Genomic DNA, 16,685 nt, shown 5'->3' on the forward strand with positions numbered 1-16,685 from the left:
CTCCCTGTCAGGAGATCGAGCCGAGCGGCTTGATGTCGACGCCGCGCGCGATTTCGAGATGCGAGAGCACCGGCAGGTTCACGAAGATGCGCTCGATCATCATCCGGACATAGGGGCGCGCGTCCGGTGAGGCGACGAGCACGAAGCTCTCGCCCTGATCGGTCTTCTCGCGGATGATCTTCGAGGCTTCGGTCGCGAACTGCTCGACGAGGCGCGGATCGATGTCGAACTCGATGACATCGCCCTTGGCATCGCGCTTCAGGGCCTGGTGGAAAGCGAGATCCCAGCGGTTCCCGAGCCTTAGGACCGCGAGCTGACCTTTATGCAGAAGATCGCCGCAGATCTGCTGCGCCATGCGCATGCGCACGTGCTCGACGATCTTCTCGGAGCGCCGGACATGCGGCGCGATCTCGGCGATGGCTTCGAGAATCAGCGTCAGGTTGCGGATCGAGACGCGCTCGGCGAGGAGCAGCTTCAGGACGGCCTGCAGGCCGCTGTAGCTCATATGCGCCGGCACGATCTCCTCGATGAGGCGCTTGTATTCCGGCTCCAGCCGGTCGAGCAGCGAGCGCATGTCCTTGTAGGACAGGAGATGCGCGAGGTTGTTGCGGATCACCTCGGAAAGGTGCGTCAGCACGATCGACAGCGTGTCCACCGGTTCGAAGCCGGCGCGGCGAGCGGCGGCGCCGAACGTGTCCGAGATCCAGGCGGCGCGGAGGCCGAAGGCCGGTTCCTTGGTGAGGTCGTGCGGGATGTCCGGCACCGGCGAGTCGCCGAGCACGATCAGGAGCTCGCCGAGCCGCAGCGGTTGCGAGGCCACCGTCGTGCCGTGCACCTTGATCTCGTAGCTCTTCGGCTCGACGCTGAGGTCGTCCGAGAGCTTGATCTCCGGCACCACGAAGCCGTAGCGCGAGGCGAAGCGGCGGCGCATCTTGCCGACGCGGTTGCCGAGCTCGTCGCGCGCGAAGGCGAGATGCGCGCCCATCTGCTTGCCGAGCACGAGCTCGACCTCGACGATGCGCAGGGACTCCTTCACCGACTGGCGCTCGGTCTCGGCCTGCTCCGCCTCGATCATCAGCTTCTCGTCGGCAGCGGCCTTCTCGGCGGCGGCGCGCTGCTTCGGCACCGTGTAGGCGACGAAGCCGAGACCCGCGGCGGCGGCCATGAAGGGCAGCATCGGCAGGCCGGGCAGCAGCGACAGGAGGCCCATCAGCCCCGCCGCGACCATCATGGCGCGCGGATAGTAGCCGAGCTGCGAGATGATCGCCTTCTCGGCCGCGCCCCGCGTGCCGCCCTTCGACACGAGGAGGCCGGCGGCGAGCGAGACGATCAGCGCCGGGATCTGCGTCACGAGGCCGTCGCCGACCGACAGCTTCACGAAGACGTCGGCAGCGGTGCTCGCGTCCATCTGGTGCCGCGTGATGCCGATGACGATGCCGCCGAAGATGTTGACGGCGGTGATGATCAGGCCGGCGATCGCGTCGCCGCGCACGAACTTCGAGGCACCGTCCATCGAGCCGAAGAAGGACGACTCCTCCTCCAGTTCCCGGCGGCGGACCTGCGCCGCCCGCTCGTCGATGAGGCCGGCCGACAGGTCGGCGTCGATCGCCATCTGCTTGCCGGGGATGGCGTCGAGGGTGAATCTGGCGCCGACTTCCGCGATACGCGTCGCGCCCTTGGTGATGACGAGGAAGTTGACGGTGATGAGGATCGCGAAGACCACGAGGCCGATCACGAAGTCCCCGCCCATGACGAACTCGGAGAAGCCACCGATGACGTGGCCGGCGGCGTAGTGCCCCTCGTTGCCGTGACTGAGGATGACGCGCGTCGTCGCGATGTTGAGCGACAGGCGTAGCATCGTCGCGATCAAGAGGACGGTCGGGAAGGACGAGAAGTCGAGCGGCTTCTCGATCCACAGCGCCACCATCAGGATCAGCACCGACAGCGAGATCGAGATGGTCAGGCCGAAGTCGATGATGAACGGCGGGATCGGGACGAAGAGCACCGCCATGATGAAGACGATGCCGAGCGCGAAGCCGATGTCGCGGCGGCTGGTCGGCGCGCCGGCGGGCGGGTTCAGCTTGATCGAGTCGACGGCGGCCATCGGGCACTCCCGGAAGCGTCATGCTTCCCTGGGTCAGCGATATGGGGCGTAGGCGTCATGCCCGTCCCGGCATCGCTTTTTCCGCTGCCTCGCTTGAGCCGGGCTGGACGAAACGAAAACGCCGCGCCGGTGCGAACCGGACGCGGCGTTCGAAACTCTCGGCTCGCTCGGGGCGCGGGATCAGAACCCGTGTTCGATGCGCGAGTAGCTTTCCTGCGTGAAGGCGTAGACCTGCGCGCCGGTGAAGGACGCGGTGAAGGCGATGATCACGAAGATCGCGATGATCTTCGGCACGAAGGTGAGCGTGACTTCCTGGATCTGCGTCAGCGCCTGGAAGAGCGCGATGACGATGCCGACGAGCATCGCGCCGATGACGGCGGGCCCGGCGGCGATGACCACCGTCCAGACGGCGGACTGGACGATGTCGATGGCGTCGGCTTCGTTCATCGCCTCATTCCACCTTGATGCCGTTGCCGAGATCGACGGTTCCGCCGCTGGCGAGCGTCGCGACCGCGGCGCCGTTCTTGATCGTCACCGACTTGACGACACCCGAGACCGTGCCGTCCGCCGAGGTGATCGTGCGGCCGATCACGCCGTCCGCCTGGCCGAGCGACGAGACGGTCAGCAGCGACGACAGCTTGTCGTTCAGCTTGATCGACTGCTCGACGTTGGAGAACGACGCGAGCTGGCTGAGCTGCTCGGTCGGGTCGGACGGGTTCAGCGGATCCTGGTTCTTCATCTGCGCGACGAGGAGCTGCAGGAAGGAGTTGTAGTCGAGCGCGTTCTTCTCCGCGTCCGTCTTGTGCGTCGACTTCGTCGTGTCCGTGCTGGTGGCGGCGGAAGCCGCGCTCGTGGCCGAAACCGCGCTCATGCCGTTGCCCCTTCGAGTTGCCGGACCGCTTCGTCCGCCTTCCGGCGCGTCGGCACCGGCTTGCCGGCGAGGATCGCGTCCTCGGCCGGGATCAGAGCCCGCAGGGCACGGAGCGCCTCGAACGGCCGTTCGCGTTCCACGTGGTCGGCGACGTCCATCAGCCCGTCGCGAACGCTCGCATTCGAGAACGCGGCCATCAGCAGCGGATAGCTCTTGCGGAAGGCGTCGGCCGCCTGCGCGGCCGCTTCCGGCGCGATCAGCATGGTCTGCACCAGGAAATAGAGCTGGCGCAGCGGCGTCGTCGCCTCGTGCGCCTGCATGACGTGGCTTTCCAGCAGGAAGGTCGCGTCGTTCAGGAGTTCCAGCGAGACCTTGCGGTCGACGCGCATCACCGCGCCGTTCACGAAGATCCGCTCGCCCGGCCGGAGGGAAAGCTTCAGCGTCGCCATCGTCACTCCAGCCCTTCGCGGATCATCGCGGTGACGTCGATGATGCCCCGGAAACTCTTCGCCTTGCCGAGGCGGATCGCGTCGGCCTCGCGCATCACCCAGAGGCCGATGGAGATGAGGCTCGCCCGAAGCTCTTCGGACAGCGAATTGTCGGGGTTGGCGAGATCCTCGACGAGGATGCTCCAGAGCGTGCGCGTCGCGTAGATCGCCTCGACGGTTTCCGACGAATGGGCGCCCGCCGTTTCGGCCCGCTCCATCAGCTCGATCGCGCGGTCGAGCGCTTGGCGCTCGCGCTCGCGCGAGTCCGCGCCGCTTTCCTGCCGGATCTCGGAATACGAGAATTGGTACATACCTGTCCCTTGCTGTGGCAGTCGCTAAGCGTTCGGTGATGGGATCGCGGACGAGCGATCAGAGGTAGTCGAGGATGGAAAGCTTCTGGATGCGCACCGTCGCCGCCATCGCGGTGTTGAGCTGCAGCTCCAGCGCGTTCATCTTCTGGCTCGCCTCGTAGGGGTCGACGCCTTCCATGTCGTTGAAGGCCTTCGAGACGATGTCCTTCTGCGAGGTCATCGCCGCATTGGCGGCGTCGATGCGGTTCTGCCGCGTGCCGACGAGCGCCCGCTGCGCGGTGATGCCGTCGGTGCCCGCCGCGAGCGTCACCGCCGCCGTCTGCGAAACCACGTCCTTCACCGCGTCGCTGAGGGCGGTGATGTCGATCGTCGCCAGCATCGAATAGGCGGCCGTCACCTTTTTGAACGCGTCGTTGTTCGCGCTGACGGACGTGTCGATCGTCTCCGTCTTCGAGATGCCGGCCTGCGTCACGTCGTCGGACGCCTTGGACCAGTTCGTTCCCCAGGCAGGGTTCTTCACCGTGTCCATGAAGCTGAATGTGGTGTTGGTGCCGACCGTCGGATAGTCGGTCGCGACATAGCCGGCATCGCTGAGGAAGGCCGTCATCTGGGCCGAGGTAACCTTCGAGGCGTCCTTGGTCGGTCCGGCCACCGCGGTCAGGAAGGCGTCGTAATTCGCCTTGGCCGCCGTCAGGCCGGTGTCGACGTTCGTGATCGGCGCGACATCGGCGTTCGTTCCGCCGAAGACGTAGAGCCCGCCGTCCGCGGTGTTCAGCGAGCCCTGCAACTGCTGCAGCGCCGATTTCGCCAGCGACTGGTACTGCGGGTACTTCTTCGCGACCAGCGCGGAGGTTTGGATGTCGCTGGCGCTTTTCGAGATCGCTTCCATCGCGTCGTCGATCAGGTCGAGCCGGTTGTCGACGACCTTGTTGGACTGGAGCCGCGACTCAAGGCTCGACTCCTGCACCCGGTAGTTGACCGAGGTACCGGTCAGCCGGCCGAGCGACAGTCCGACGTCGACGAGGCGGCTGTTGCTGGCCTCCGAAGTCGCGTCCGAGAACTGCTTCTGCAGCTTCTGGAGCGTCTTGTACTGGGAGCCGGAAAGATTAAGGGTCGAGATGGTCATGGCCGGTCAATCTCTTCAGATGGCTTCCATCAGGGTCTTCAGCATCTGGTCTATCGTCGTCAGCACCTTCGACGAGGCCTGGTAGGACCGCTCGAGTTCCAGCATCTTCAGCGACTCGGTATCGAGGTTGATGCCGGTCTCGTTCGAGAGCACCGTCTTGGTCTGGTCGAGCAGCGTCTGCTTGTATTCGGTGGTCGAGGTGGCGCTCGACCGCTTGTCCTGCAGCCAGCTCGTCGAGGAGGTCGCGAAAGCCGCCAGCGTGCCGCTGGCGATCGTCTCTGTCCCTCCGGCGAAGCTCTGGTTCCCCGTGAGGTTGCCGATCAGCGCGTTGATGCGCGCGGTATAGCCGCCGGCATTCGCGGTGTTGTAGGTGACGCCGACACCGTCGCGGATCTTGGCGGCGTTCGCGGTGACGGCGGACGAAACCGAGATCAGCCGCGCCAGACCGGGAATCGTCGTGTTCGTGATCTCGGCGGTGGCTGCCACGAGGCCGCCCGTCTTGGCGGTCGCGTCGTTCGTCGCCGTGCCGAGGGTCGCTCTGGACGCGAAGTTCGAGATGCCGAGCGCGAGCTTCGCGCCGGTGCCGCCGGCCGACAGCGTGATCTTGCCGGAACCGTCGGCGGTCACGGCGACATGGTCCGCGCCGAGCGTTCCCGTGCCGCCGGCGGGCACGGCAGCGGCGATCATGGTCTGGAGCTTCGCGGCGAAGGCCGTGGCCGAGGCGAAGTCGGCCGTCAGAAGCTCGCCCGACACCTTGTAGGTCGTGCCGCCGAGCTGCAGGTCGAACGTCATGACATTGCCGTTCGCGAGGGAGCCCGCCGCGAAGGTGCCGACGTCGACCTTGCTCGTCGTGCGCAACGCGAGCGTGTTCAGCGAGGTGAAGATGCCCGGCACGTCGGCGCCGGTGGCCGGCCGTTCGGCCGTCGCCGCCACGAGGCCGCGCGCCATCTCGTCGAGCTGGTTCTGGTAGGACACGGCGACGTGGTCGCGCAGGTCGACGAGGCCGGCGATCTTGCCGGATTTCAGCGGCATCATGGCGTTGGCGCCGGTAACGAGCACGCCGTCGATCTGGAAGCCGTTGCCGTCCTGGCCGTCCGCCAGCGGATGGGTCTGAACGAAGCCGACGGTGCGCGGCACCTTGTCGAACAGCGTCACGCCCGAGTCGGTGTAGAGCACGAGGTCGTTGTTGCCGCGCGTCTTCGCGGTCACGCCGACGAACTGCGAAAGCTCGGCGACCGCCTGATCGCGCTGGTCGACCAGATCCGTCACGTCGCGGTTGGTCGCCGTGCCCATGACGACGCGGTCGTTGAGGTCCTGGATCTTCGACAGAAGACGCGTCATGTCGGTGGCGGCGTCGGCGAGCTGGTCGTCGGCATCGCGCCGGATCGTGTCGACCGTCTCGGTGCCCTGGTTCAGCGCCGTCGCGACGTCCTTCGCCGCATCCGCCGCGGTTCTGGCGAAGTCGTAGTTGTTCGGCGATTTGGCGTAGGCATCGAGAGCGTCCGTCAGCTTGCCGATCAGCGCGGCCGGCGTCTGGCCGTTGGCGATGTCGCCGATCATCTCGTTGATGCGCTCGAGGCCCTTCTGGACCACGGTCGACTGCGCGACGCCGGAGGTCGAGTCCAGCATGTTGCGGAACAGGACCGAGTTCGACGACTGCGCGACCGACAACACCTGCACGATGCCGCCCGCGCCGGTGACGACGTTGGCGTATTTGCGGGTTGCGCCCTCCGTGTTGGCGTTCGCGATGTTGCGCGACACCAGCGCGGTCTGCGCCTGCGTGGCCGACAGCGAGGATTTCGCGGTGTTGAGGGCGGAAGTGAGCGTCGACATCGAGCGGGCACCGCAGGAACGAAGGGCGGAAATCGCGGGGCGTCGGCCGCCCCGCCGGAACGCTGTTCGGATCGGCGGCCGGAAGGCCGCCGCCGCTCGCGTCAGCGCTTCAGGTTGACGAGCACGTCGAGGATCTCCGAGCCGGTCTGGAAGACCTTGGAGTTCGCCGTGTAGCTGCGCTGCGCGGTGATCATGTCGGTCAGCTCGGAGGCGAGGTCGACGTTGGAGCCTTCGAGCGCGCCCGCCGTCACCTCGCCGAAGCCGTTCTCGCCGCCGGTGCCCATCAGGACCTGGCCGGATTCGACGCCGGGCTGGTAGACGTTGCCCGAAAGCGCGACGAGGCTGTCGGGCGCCATGACCTTGGCCACCGGGATCTTGAAGAGGTCACGCTGCGTGCCGGAGGTGAAGAGCGCCGTGATGGTGCCGTCCTTGCCGATCTGCACCTGCTGGACCACTTCCGGCGGATTGCCGTTGACGGTCGCGGTCAGGGCCGAGGAGTCCGGCTTGTAGAACTGCGTCGTCGCGCCGATGTCGAGGTTGAGGTTGCCGCCGCCGATGCCGGTCAGGCTGATGCCGAGCGTCGTGTTGTTGGCCTGCGTGGTGTTCGCGCCGGGAGTGATCTTCGTCAGCTTGTAGGTGGAGGGATCGAACTGCAGCGTCGCGGTCGCGAGCGGCGCCGATCCCGTCACGCCGTACGGGAAGGGCGAGGTCGCGGTGCCGGTCGAAGCGTCGCGGCCGTCGAAGATCGCCATCTTCCAGGTGTTCGTCGCGTCGTCCGTCTTCGTGTAGTAGACGTGCAGCGGCACCGCCTCGCCGGCATTGTTGTAGACCGTCATCGAGACGGACCGGGTCGAGGTGCCGGAGATCGCGTTCGCGAGGTTGGCGGCGGGATCGGTCGCAGCGGTGCCGGGCGTGGACGCCATGCCCACGCCGGCGATCGTGGCCGCGGTCGCGCCGGTGAATGTCGGGTTCGAAACGGCGATCGTGCTGGCCGTGCCGGTGCGATCGCCGGTCGCCGTGTAGACAAGCTTGCCGGCGTTCACGGTGGCGACGGGCTTGCCGACGGCGTTGTTGATCGCGGTCGCGACGTCTGCCGCCGTGATGCCGCCGAGGCCGGTCGCGCTGCCGACGGATACGGCGATGGGCGTTCCGCCGTCGATCGTGACCGTGAAGTTCATCCGGTCGTTCGCCGGGGTGCCCGAGCTGGTGACGCCCGTGACGCTGAAGGCGGCGGCAGGCGAACCCGTGGCTTTCGGACCCGTGACGAAGGCCTGGTCGAGCGGAACGGTGAGCGTTCCCTCCGTGGTCGGATTGGCGCTGAGGAGGCCGGTATTGAGGTTCACGTCCTCCAGCCCGGCGAAGCCGTTCAGCGTCGCGTCCGTGCCGTTCGCACCCATCGGGTAGCCCTTGAGCGTATAGCCGGCGGCGTTCACCAGCGTGCCGTCCGGCTGCATGCGGAACGAGCCGGCGCGGGTCAGGTAGCTGCCCTTGCCGTCGCCGACGACGAGGAAGCCGTCGTCCTGGATCATCATGTCCAGTTGCTTCGGGTTGTTGGCGTTGCCGGTCTGGACGGTCGAGCCGGCTTTCGAGACTTCGGTGCGCACCTGCGCCATGACCGAGCCCGAATTGTACGACCCGCCGGTCTGCGGCAGGATCAGCGACGAGAACTCGACGCCCGAGCGCTTGTAGCCGGTCGTGTCGGAGTTCGCGATGTTCTGGGAGACCGCCGCAAGCTTGGAGGATTGCGCGTTCATCCCAGACGTGCTGGTGCGCATGATATTGCTCATCGGTCGGTGCCCTTTTGTACCGAAGCGTCGCCGTCAGGATTAGCTTTCGCAGCTTGCGCGGAACTGCCGGAAAGGTTTCCGAAAAGTAAACGCGCAAGCATTACAATAGCTTGAAAGCAAAAGGCCCGACCGTTGCCGGTCGGGCCTCTTCGGGAAGGAATGCTTCGGCCGGATCAGACGCCGATGCCGTAGCCGAGGTAGCGCATGGAGGAGACCGGGTCGTAGCCGAGGCGCATCTTCAGCTTCTTGCGCAGCTTCGAGATGTGGCTCTCGATGACGTTCTCTTCGACGTTCTCGTCGAACACGCCGTAGATGGCGCTGAAGAGCTGCTGCTTCGAAACGCGGCGGCCGCGGTTGCTGATCAGGTATTCGAGGATGCGGCGCTCGCGGCGCGGCAGCATCATCGCCTTGCCGCCCACTTCCGGGTCGCGGCCGTCGGAGAAGACGCAGATCTCGTCGACCACGGTGCGGCCGCGCTCGGAGCCGGCGTCGCGGCGGCGGATCGCGCCGACCCGGGCGAGGATTTCCTTGACGTGGACCGGCTTGGCGACGACGTCGTCGATGCCGGCGGCGAAGAGGTCGAGCGTCGAGTTCAGCGCGCGGGTCTCGGCCAGCGCGATCATCGGGGCGGCGGAGCGGTTCCGGACGAGGCGGGTGAAGCTGGAGCGCTCCGGGAAGTCGCCGAGCAGGAAGGCCTCGACCGCCGAGATGTCGGTCTCCGGCGCGGTCTCGACCCAGTCGCGGAACTCGGCGACGCCGAATCCGGCGGAGGAGACGCCTTCCTGGCCGAACAGGGACTGATATCCGCTCGTCACCAGCTCGCGATCGTCGACCACAATGATCATCTGTCCCACCTGCGTTGTCGTCGGTTGCCGTGGGAATATTGATACCGAGTTAAGACGTTTGGCAGCTATCCCTAAAACTCATGATAGGGTTAACGAGAGGTTTCGAGCTTCGGCGAAAAGATCAGAGAACTCATCGGTTTGCAGCGGCTTCTTCAGTCCGGGAAAAGTTTCGCGACGGGTTCGTGCAAGGCCGAAGCGGGTTGTTTGCCGGCTTGTCAACCGGGCGTCGTTCGACGAGGCCTCGCTGTGGCCCGGAAGCATCGCTCGAACAAGGGAGGATCGAAGGCGGAACGAGAGATCGCGCGAGGCGGCGACGAACCCCGCTGCCGAAGCGGATCGCCCGACGATCTGCCGCCGGCGATCCGCAGAAACGGGCGCCCGAGCAGCATGAAGCGCAGGTGCTCGAAGCATTCGCACGAACTCCGCCGGGTCCGGCTTCGGTTGAAGCGAGGCCGCGTCGGGCGCCGATCCGTTCAGCCTCGCGGCGGAGGCTAGCAGGCGGCGCGACGTGCGGTCCACCTGCAAGAATTCAGAGATAGACCGAACCGGTCTGCGGCTTGGTCCGCGCGGACGGCTCGCCGCGATCGCCGTGGTCGGCCTGCTGCCGGCGACCGTTCGACGGCCGCTCCTCGCCCGACGACCGCCCGTCCGACGAGCGGCCGAAGCTCGAACCGCCGTCGGATGCCCGGCCGCCGCCATCCGTGCCGCCGGCCGCAGGGGTCGAAATCCCCTGTCCCATGTCGCGCGACACGATGGTGATCGCGGCGTCGTCCAGCGCGAAGCCGGCGTGCTCCAGGATCTTGCGGAGGCCGTGCCGGTCGCCCGCCAGCGCGGCGGCGGTCGAGGGCTCGCTCGCCGCGAGCTCCACCTGCAGGCGCCCGTCGACCAGCCGCATCGCCACGTCGACGCGCCCGAGATTCTGCGGCTCGAGCTGGATCGAGAGCGTCTTAAGCGCGGCGCCGCCCGCCGTCATCCGCAGCACCTGCTGCGTGCCGGCCGCCGATCGCGGGGCCTCCGATGCTCCCTTCGCGTCGGATGACGAGGCGAAGGCGTCGACGATATGCTCGGCGATCTGGGCGCTGACGATCTGCCCGGTCGACAAGCCCTTCGCCTGTGGCTCCACTCGCTCCACCACCGCATCCGCCGCTCTGCCGTGGGACGAAGCGTTCGCCATATGCATCCTGTCGGCCGCGCGCGAAGGCTGGCCTTCGCGCCTCGTCCCCTCGCCGCCGCCCTCCGGCTCGCTGTGCCCGCCGCCGGCCTGATCCGCGGCGATGCCGCTTGCGTCGACCTTCGCGTCCGCCGGAACGCCTTCGGCACGGGTGTCGGTGGACTGCCCGCCGATACGCCGCAGCATGTCGGCGAAGGCCCGCTTCGGAGCCGCCGCCGGCTTTTCCACCGCAGCGGCCTCGACCGGGGTCGACGGCGCGTCTTCCACCAGCGTCGCGCCGTCGAGGCGCGGCTCGAAATGCGTTTCCATGCCGGTCACGCGTAGAGCTACACGCTTGCTCGTCTCGCCGGATCCCGTGCTGGGGTTCGCGAGGTCAGCGACGGTCGAGATGACGATGCGCTCCTGCAGCGCGCCATCTGGTGCGTCGTCCCCAGCCGTCTCCTCACCGCACGCTTGCGGGCTCGACGCCTGCTGCTCGACCTGCGCGACCGCCGGCGTCATACCGAGGAGCCGACCGAGCAGCTCGGCGGGTGTCGGCAGGCCGCCCGAACCGTCATCCTCCACGGCGTCCTTGGACGGCTCGACGTCGATCTCCTTGGTGTCTTTGCGCAGGCCGACGTCCTTCGCGCCGGTGCGCTTGCCGCCGTGCTTCTGCGCCGCGTCCTTCACGGCGATGCCGAAGTCCTCGCGCTTCGCCTCGGCGTCGGCGGGAGCCTGGGAACCGCCCGTCGCCTCGACCGAGAACAGCGCCGCGGCCATGGATACGTTCATTTCGTTTCTCCGAGATCGCCTGCGACCGCGTCCAGAAGCTTCTGCGCCCGGTCGAGCACCGGCGAGGACGCCGCGTCGGCGGCGTCGAGCGGCGGCGGCTCGCCGGCATCGGGAGCCTGCATATGCGACAGCACGGTGTTCGCCGCGTCGAAGATATCGACGTCGGCGGGATGGAGCTGCGCCCGGTCGACGGTCCTCAACTCGTCGGCGGCCAGCGCCCCGTCCGGCGCGGCGAGACCCGCCGCGGCGGCATAGAGGTTGCCGCGCTGCACATCCTCGCCGCCCGCGCCATCGATCTTCAGCGCTTCCGCCCCGGCCAGCCGGGCGAGTTCGAGCTTGCCCGCGACCAGCGAGCGGCGGCTGACGGCGAGCAGGAGCTCGCGTTTGCCGGCGGGATCCAGCCGAACCGTGATGTCGAGCATGCTCGCGAGCGACGCTGCGGGATCCGTCGCCGGCCGCTCGGAAAAGACCATGGCGAAGCGCGCCAGGAAATTGCCGACATAGGACGAGCGCGAGAAGCGATCGAAATACTGCCGGGCGAGGTCGTCGGCCTTGCCGGGATCGCCCTGCTTCTCGGCGAGAACGACCTCTAGGCGCAGCGCGGCCTCCTCCACCAGCCCGCCCGGCGCCAGCAGCCGCGCCTGGTCGAGATGGGCGAGAGCCTCCGCCGGCCGGTCCTGCTGCTCGACCTGCCCGAGAACTAGGCTGATCTGCGCCGCCATTCCGGGCTCGACGCTCTTCAGGTCGATCGGCGAAAGCAGCTTTCCGGCCTTCGGCAGGTCGTTGACGACATAGGCCAGCGCGCCTTCCGCGATGGGCTTCGTCGTCTCGTCGAAGGCTCCGGCCGCGACCAGCCGGCGCAGCACCTCCGGCGGACCGCCGGAAAGCGCGAAGAGGATCGCCGCGCGCCGATTGCGCGGATCGGTCCAGATCGACGGATCGGCCTCGACGAAGGCGGGACCGAAGCGGCGCAGCAGCATCGCCTGCACGCGGATCGCCCGCCCGTTCCCCCGCGCCACCTGATCCTGCAGGAACTGCAGCGTCCGGATGATGTCGAAGGGCATCGGCGAGCGGGTCGGCGCGACCGGCGCAGCGGCGTGCTCGGCTTCCGGCTCGGCCGGAGCGGCCGGCGCGTCGTCATGCGAGGTCGCGGTCTCGGACTTCGCCTCGCCCGGCTGTCCGGCGCTCGGAGCGACGCTGCCGACCGTCTCGGCGGAAACGGCGGGCGCGGCGACCGGCTCCGGCGTCGGCCCGACCTCGAAGGTCGCGGCCACGACGACCGGCGGCGCGCCGACGGCGTCCACCGCGAAGGCGGTGCTGCACGCGGCGGCGGCCGTGAGGAGGCCGCCCGCGCACCTTGCGAGGATGGACGTCATGCGGCCGGCTCTTTGAGGAAGATCTCGATGCGGCGGTTGGCGGCGGCCTCGGGATCGGACGGGATCTTCGGATCGCGGTCGGCGACCCCTTCGATGCCCGACACCCGCTTTTCGTCCATGCCGCCGCGCACGAGCATATAGTAGACGAACTGCGCCCGGGCGGCCGAAAGCCGCCAGTTGTCGTATTCGGCACCGCGATAGGGCCGCGCGTCGGTATGACCGCGGATCGAGATCGAGCCCGGCTTCCCGGCGAGAATCTTGCCGATGCTTTCCACCAGGGCCAGAGCCTCGGCGGTCGGCTTCGCCGAGCCGATCTCGAACATGCCGCCCGCGATGTTGTCGGCGAGCGAGATCGTCACGCTGCCGTTGCCGGCCTTCACCTCGATGCCGGAAGCGGCGCCGGGCGACGCCGCGTTCGCGGCCTTGGAGATTTCCTCGCCGAGCTTAGCGGCCGCGGCTTCCGCCGGATTGGCCGGCGAAGCCTTGTCGCCGGCCGGCGTCGTTACTTCCGTCTTCGGCAGGGAGGCCATCTCCTTGGGCGCCAGTTCGGCCGGCGGCAGGGGCGTCCCGTCCGCGGCCTTCGCCACGGCGTTCGGCTCGAGCTGCCAGGATGTCGGGTCGAACGGGTCGCGATAGGCCTCGCCGCCGTTCAGGCCCGGCAGGCCGGAACCGTTCGGCACGCCGGTGTCGCCCTGCTTGGGTCCGTTGCCGCCTTCCGCCGCGATCTCGGCGAGAACGGCGTAGGGGTCGCGGAACAGCGCCTGCTCCTCGCCCCCGAGCGCCGTGCCGCTCACCGGCTTGTTCTCGTTGCTCTCGCCGGCTTCCGCCTTGCCCTGCCCTTTCTCCGGACCGGAGCCGACGTTCTCGGCCTTGTCCTGCAAGCCGGCATTCGCCGGCGAGGTGGAGTTGAGCTGGATCGGGTTGAAGTATTGCGCGACCTTCTTCTTCGTCGCGTCGTCCGAGGCGTTGGTCAGCCACATCACCAGGAAGAACGCCATCATCGCCGTCATGAAGTCGGCGAAGGCGATCTTCCAGGCGCCGCCGTGGTGGCCCTCGTCGGCGTCGTAGTTGCGCTTGACGATGATGATCTGGCTGGCCGGAACGTGCTCGACGTTTGCGGTGGAGCTCACGAGAGCGCCTCCTCCAGCGCCGAACGCCACGACGACAGGCGGCTTTCGATCACGGTCGCGTCCGCATCGATCCTGACGTCGGTCTTCTCGTCGTCGGGCGCGAAGGACACGAGGCCCGCGTCGTCGCCGAGCTTGGCTTCGAGCGCTTCGAGAAGATCGGCCGGACCGGAGGCCGCAATGCGATACGCGCCGCCGTCGAGCGCGATCGTGCGCACCGCGCCGACGATCTCGTCGACGGTCTGGCGGCGGCGCACGTCGAGCGCCAGCGGACGCAGCACGTTGCCGACCGAGAGCTTCACCGTCTCCTCCAGGATCGCCATCTGCAGGATCAGGAGATCGGCGAGCCGGTCGGCCTGTTCCGTCGTCCAGCGCTCGCGGGATGCCGTCAAGGCGCCCGAATGCTCCTCGGCGAGCTCGCCGCGAAGGGTTTCGAGCCTCGACGCCAGATCGGCTTCCGCCGCTTCGCGCGCCATCGCGAGGCCCGCCTCCATGCCCTCGTTTCGGGCGGCTTCGACCGCCGCGGCGAGCGCCGCCTCATGCTCGGCCCGGTCCGCTTCGCGTCCGGCGCGCTCGGCTTCGAACTCGCGCAAGGGAACGCGCGGTTCGGTGACGAGGCGAGGCGACACCGCCGCCACTGGAACCGGGGCCGCGGCCGGGGCTGCCTTCGCCGGCACGGCGGGTGCGGCCGGCTTCGGGATGACCTTCAGCGGCCGGGTCTTGCTGGCCGATGAAGACTGGGCGATCTGCGCCTTGCGGGCCGCGAGGGCCATCAGCGGCGTGAAGTCGTCGCCGGTGCCGTTCGCGAGAAACTGGGAAAGGGGGATCATCGCTTAGGCCGCTTCTTTCTGATGGATCCAGTTGCGCAGGATCGAGGCCGCCTGCGCTTCGTCGAAGTCGACGAGTTTCTCGAGGCGCGCCTGCGGCGAGTTCGCCTGGCTGCGCGTCAGGTCTTCGAGGAGTTCGGCGTCCATGCCGGAGCCCGGCTCGCCGAAGCCCAGCGCACCGCCGAAACCGCCCGCCGAGAAGTCGCCGAGCCCGCCTCCGCCGAACTCGCCCATGCCGGCATTGGCGAGTTCGATGCTGCCCGCGTCGCCTGCGCCGTCCTTCGCACCGACGATGGTGCGGATCGCCGGCTTCAAGCCGAACCAGATGAGCAGCACCGCGACGACGAGGATGGTCAGCGCGTTGATCAGCGTGCCCGACTGGCGCATCAGCATGTCGCCGAGGCCCAGCGGCGCGACGGGCTCCATCGAGTCGCCGTTGGCGGCGAAGTCGACGGCGGTGACCTCGATCTGGTCGCCGCGGCTGTCGGAGAAGCCGGCGGCCGAGGCGACGAGCGCCTTCACCTGCGCCAGCGCCGCGTCGACCTTCTCCGGCGTGGCGTCGGCGCCGATCGAGTCGGTCAGGCGCTTGCGGTTGACGACGACCGCGACTGACAGGCGCTTCACGTCGTAGCCATCGGAAACGGTCTGCGTGGTGGTCTCGTTGATCTCGTAGTTGGTCAGCTCTTCGCGGCGGTCCTTCGCTTCCGAGGATTCGTTGCCGCTCGCCGGCGTCGCGTCGGCCTGCTGCGGCAGGTTCTGCTCGACGGTGGTGGTCTTGTCGGCCTGCTTGTCGTTGCTCTGGCCGGTCTCGCGGACGGTGCGCGTCGAACGCTCGACGCGCCCTTCCGGGTCGAACTTGCGCGAGTTCACGCTGCGGCGGTCGGTGTCGAGCTTGGCGACGACGCTGGACTGGAAGTTGCCGATGCCGAGATAGGGCGCGAGGGTGCGGCGGATCGAATCCTCGATCGAGCGGGAAACGACGCCTTCCATGCCGAGCTGCTTGGTCGAGGAGGCGGAGGCACCGTCGTCGCCGGACGCGAGCAGCGTGCCGTCGGTGTTCAGCACCGTGACCTCGTCCGGGCTCATCTGCGGAATGGCGGACGCGACGAGGTGGCGGATGGCGTCGGCGGAGCGGAAGGCTTCGGCGTTGTCGGTGCGGATGACGACGCTGGCGGACGGCTTCTGCGTCTCGCGCCGGAACGTGCCGGGCTCGGGCAGGACGATGTGGACGCGCGCGGCGCGCACGTCCTTCAGGGTCTGGATCGTGCGGGCGAGTTCGCCCTCCATCGCGCGGACGCGGGTCACTTCCTGCATGAAGGAGGTGAGGCCCATCGAGCCGAGCTGGTCGAAGAGCTCGTAGCCCGCCCCTTCCGAGCGCGGCAGGCCCTTCTCGGCCAGCAGCATCCGGGCCGAGGCGGTGGCCGAGAACGGGGTGGAAACGGTGTCGCCCTTGGCGTTGACGTCGAAGGTGATGCCCGCCTCGGTCAGTTCCGCGCCGATGCGCGTCACGTCCTGCCGGTCGAGGCCGGTGTAGAGCACTTCCATCGACGGTCGGCTCAGCGACCAGGCGCCGAGACCGACCAATGCCACCACGAGCGTGCCGATGATCGCCATCGCGCCCAGCTTGCGCGGGCCGAGGGCCTTCAGGTTTTCGAGGATTTGCCGGGCCTTGTCGCCCGTGAGAATCGCCATTTCACCGCCTGCCGATGCACGCTCCGCAACGTCCGGAATGTGGTCGGCCAAGCTTGCGCGGATGTGATGGCGTTCACTGATCGTTAAGGAGGCAACCTCCTGAAATTTAGGGGTATGCCAACGCCAAGACGCCCCCGGATCGCTGTCGATCCGAGGGCGCCTGGAGGTCAAGAGCGCGGCGAACTCCGTTACACTCGCCGCGAGCCTGAATGGCGTATCGCTTGCCGGTCTTAGCTGCGGAACAGGGAGAGGATGCTCTGCGCCGCCTGGTTGGCGATGGAGAGCGACTGGACGCCGAGCTGCTGCTTGACCTGCAGGGCCTGCAGCTTGGTGGACTCTTCCGACATGTCGGCGTC

General features: G+C 67.9%; 15 protein-coding genes. All 15 read right to left on the reverse strand.

Annotated features, from left to right (window positions below):
- Window positions 1-7: 7 nt before the first annotated feature.
- Window positions 8-2,104 carry a flagellar biosynthesis protein FlhA gene (gene flhA / locus F6X38_RS11740; protein WP_150970009.1) on the reverse strand — a complete coding sequence of 699 codons (2,097 nt, stop codon included), beginning with the start codon at window positions 2,102-2,104 and terminating at the stop codon, window positions 8-10.
- 180 nt (window positions 2,105-2,284) lie between these two features.
- Window positions 2,285-2,551: a flagellar biosynthesis protein FliQ gene (gene fliQ / locus F6X38_RS11745; RefSeq protein ID WP_150970010.1), complete on the reverse strand. Its 267-nt coding sequence runs from the start codon at window positions 2,549-2,551 to the stop codon at window positions 2,285-2,287.
- Between the two features lie 4 nt (window positions 2,552-2,555).
- A complete protein-coding gene (flgD, locus tag F6X38_RS11750; protein ID WP_150970011.1) occupies window positions 2,556-2,975 on the reverse strand; it encodes a flagellar hook assembly protein FlgD in 420 nt (139 codons plus the stop codon).
- On the reverse strand, window positions 2,972-3,424 hold the full coding sequence (flbT, locus tag F6X38_RS11755; RefSeq protein WP_150970012.1) for a flagellar biosynthesis repressor FlbT: 453 nt from the start codon (window positions 3,422-3,424) through the stop codon (window positions 2,972-2,974). The genes flgD and flbT overlap by 4 nt, the downstream gene beginning before the upstream one ends.
- Before the next feature lie 2 nt (window positions 3,425-3,426).
- Complete coding sequence (flaF, locus tag F6X38_RS11760; RefSeq protein WP_150970013.1) at window positions 3,427-3,774, reverse strand: flagellar biosynthesis regulator FlaF; 348 nt, start codon at window positions 3,772-3,774, stop codon at window positions 3,427-3,429.
- A 58-nt stretch (window positions 3,775-3,832) separates the two neighbouring features.
- Window positions 3,833-4,900, reverse strand: coding sequence for a flagellar hook-associated family protein (locus F6X38_RS11765; protein ID WP_150970014.1), 1,068 nt, complete (start codon window positions 4,898-4,900; stop codon window positions 3,833-3,835).
- A gap of 15 nt (window positions 4,901-4,915) precedes the next feature.
- Window positions 4,916-6,733: a flagellar hook-associated protein FlgK gene (gene flgK / locus F6X38_RS11770; protein ID WP_150970015.1), complete on the reverse strand. Its 1,818-nt coding sequence runs from the start codon at window positions 6,731-6,733 to the stop codon at window positions 4,916-4,918.
- Window positions 6,734-6,834: 101 nt separating this feature from the next.
- The gene (locus tag F6X38_RS11775; RefSeq protein ID WP_150970016.1) at window positions 6,835-8,520 is read right to left on the reverse strand and encodes a flagellar hook-basal body complex protein; all 1,686 of its coding nucleotides are present in this window, start codon (window positions 8,518-8,520) and stop codon (window positions 6,835-6,837) included.
- A gap of 173 nt (window positions 8,521-8,693) precedes the next feature.
- Window positions 8,694-9,365: a response regulator transcription factor gene (locus F6X38_RS11780; protein WP_150970017.1), complete on the reverse strand. Its 672-nt coding sequence runs from the start codon at window positions 9,363-9,365 to the stop codon at window positions 8,694-8,696.
- Between the two features lie 529 nt (window positions 9,366-9,894).
- Window positions 9,895-11,307: a flagellar hook-length control protein FliK gene (locus tag F6X38_RS11785; protein ID WP_150970018.1), complete on the reverse strand. Its 1,413-nt coding sequence runs from the start codon at window positions 11,305-11,307 to the stop codon at window positions 9,895-9,897.
- Window positions 11,304-12,683: a hypothetical protein gene (locus F6X38_RS11790; RefSeq protein ID WP_150970019.1), complete on the reverse strand. Its 1,380-nt coding sequence runs from the start codon at window positions 12,681-12,683 to the stop codon at window positions 11,304-11,306. Before F6X38_RS11790 ends, F6X38_RS11785 begins: the two co-directional genes overlap by 4 nt.
- Window positions 12,680-13,813: a flagellar motor protein MotB gene (locus F6X38_RS11795; protein ID WP_246191305.1), complete on the reverse strand. Its 1,134-nt coding sequence runs from the start codon at window positions 13,811-13,813 to the stop codon at window positions 12,680-12,682. The genes F6X38_RS11790 and F6X38_RS11795 overlap by 4 nt, the downstream gene beginning before the upstream one ends.
- Window positions 13,810-14,640, reverse strand: coding sequence for a hypothetical protein (locus F6X38_RS11800; protein ID WP_150970021.1), 831 nt, complete (start codon window positions 14,638-14,640; stop codon window positions 13,810-13,812). Before F6X38_RS11800 ends, F6X38_RS11795 begins: the two co-directional genes overlap by 4 nt.
- Before the next feature lie 3 nt (window positions 14,641-14,643).
- The gene (fliF, locus tag F6X38_RS11805; protein WP_150970022.1) at window positions 14,644-16,329 is read right to left on the reverse strand and encodes a flagellar basal-body MS-ring/collar protein FliF; all 1,686 of its coding nucleotides are present in this window, start codon (window positions 16,327-16,329) and stop codon (window positions 14,644-14,646) included.
- Between the two features lie 230 nt (window positions 16,330-16,559).
- Window positions 16,560-16,685 (reverse strand): flagellin (locus F6X38_RS11810; protein WP_281353061.1); only part of this gene is annotated, 126 nt, incomplete at its 5' end.

The organism is Plantimonas leprariae (assembly GCF_008802405.1).
Lineage (GTDB): Bacteria > Pseudomonadota > Alphaproteobacteria > Rhizobiales > Rhizobiaceae > Plantimonas > Plantimonas leprariae.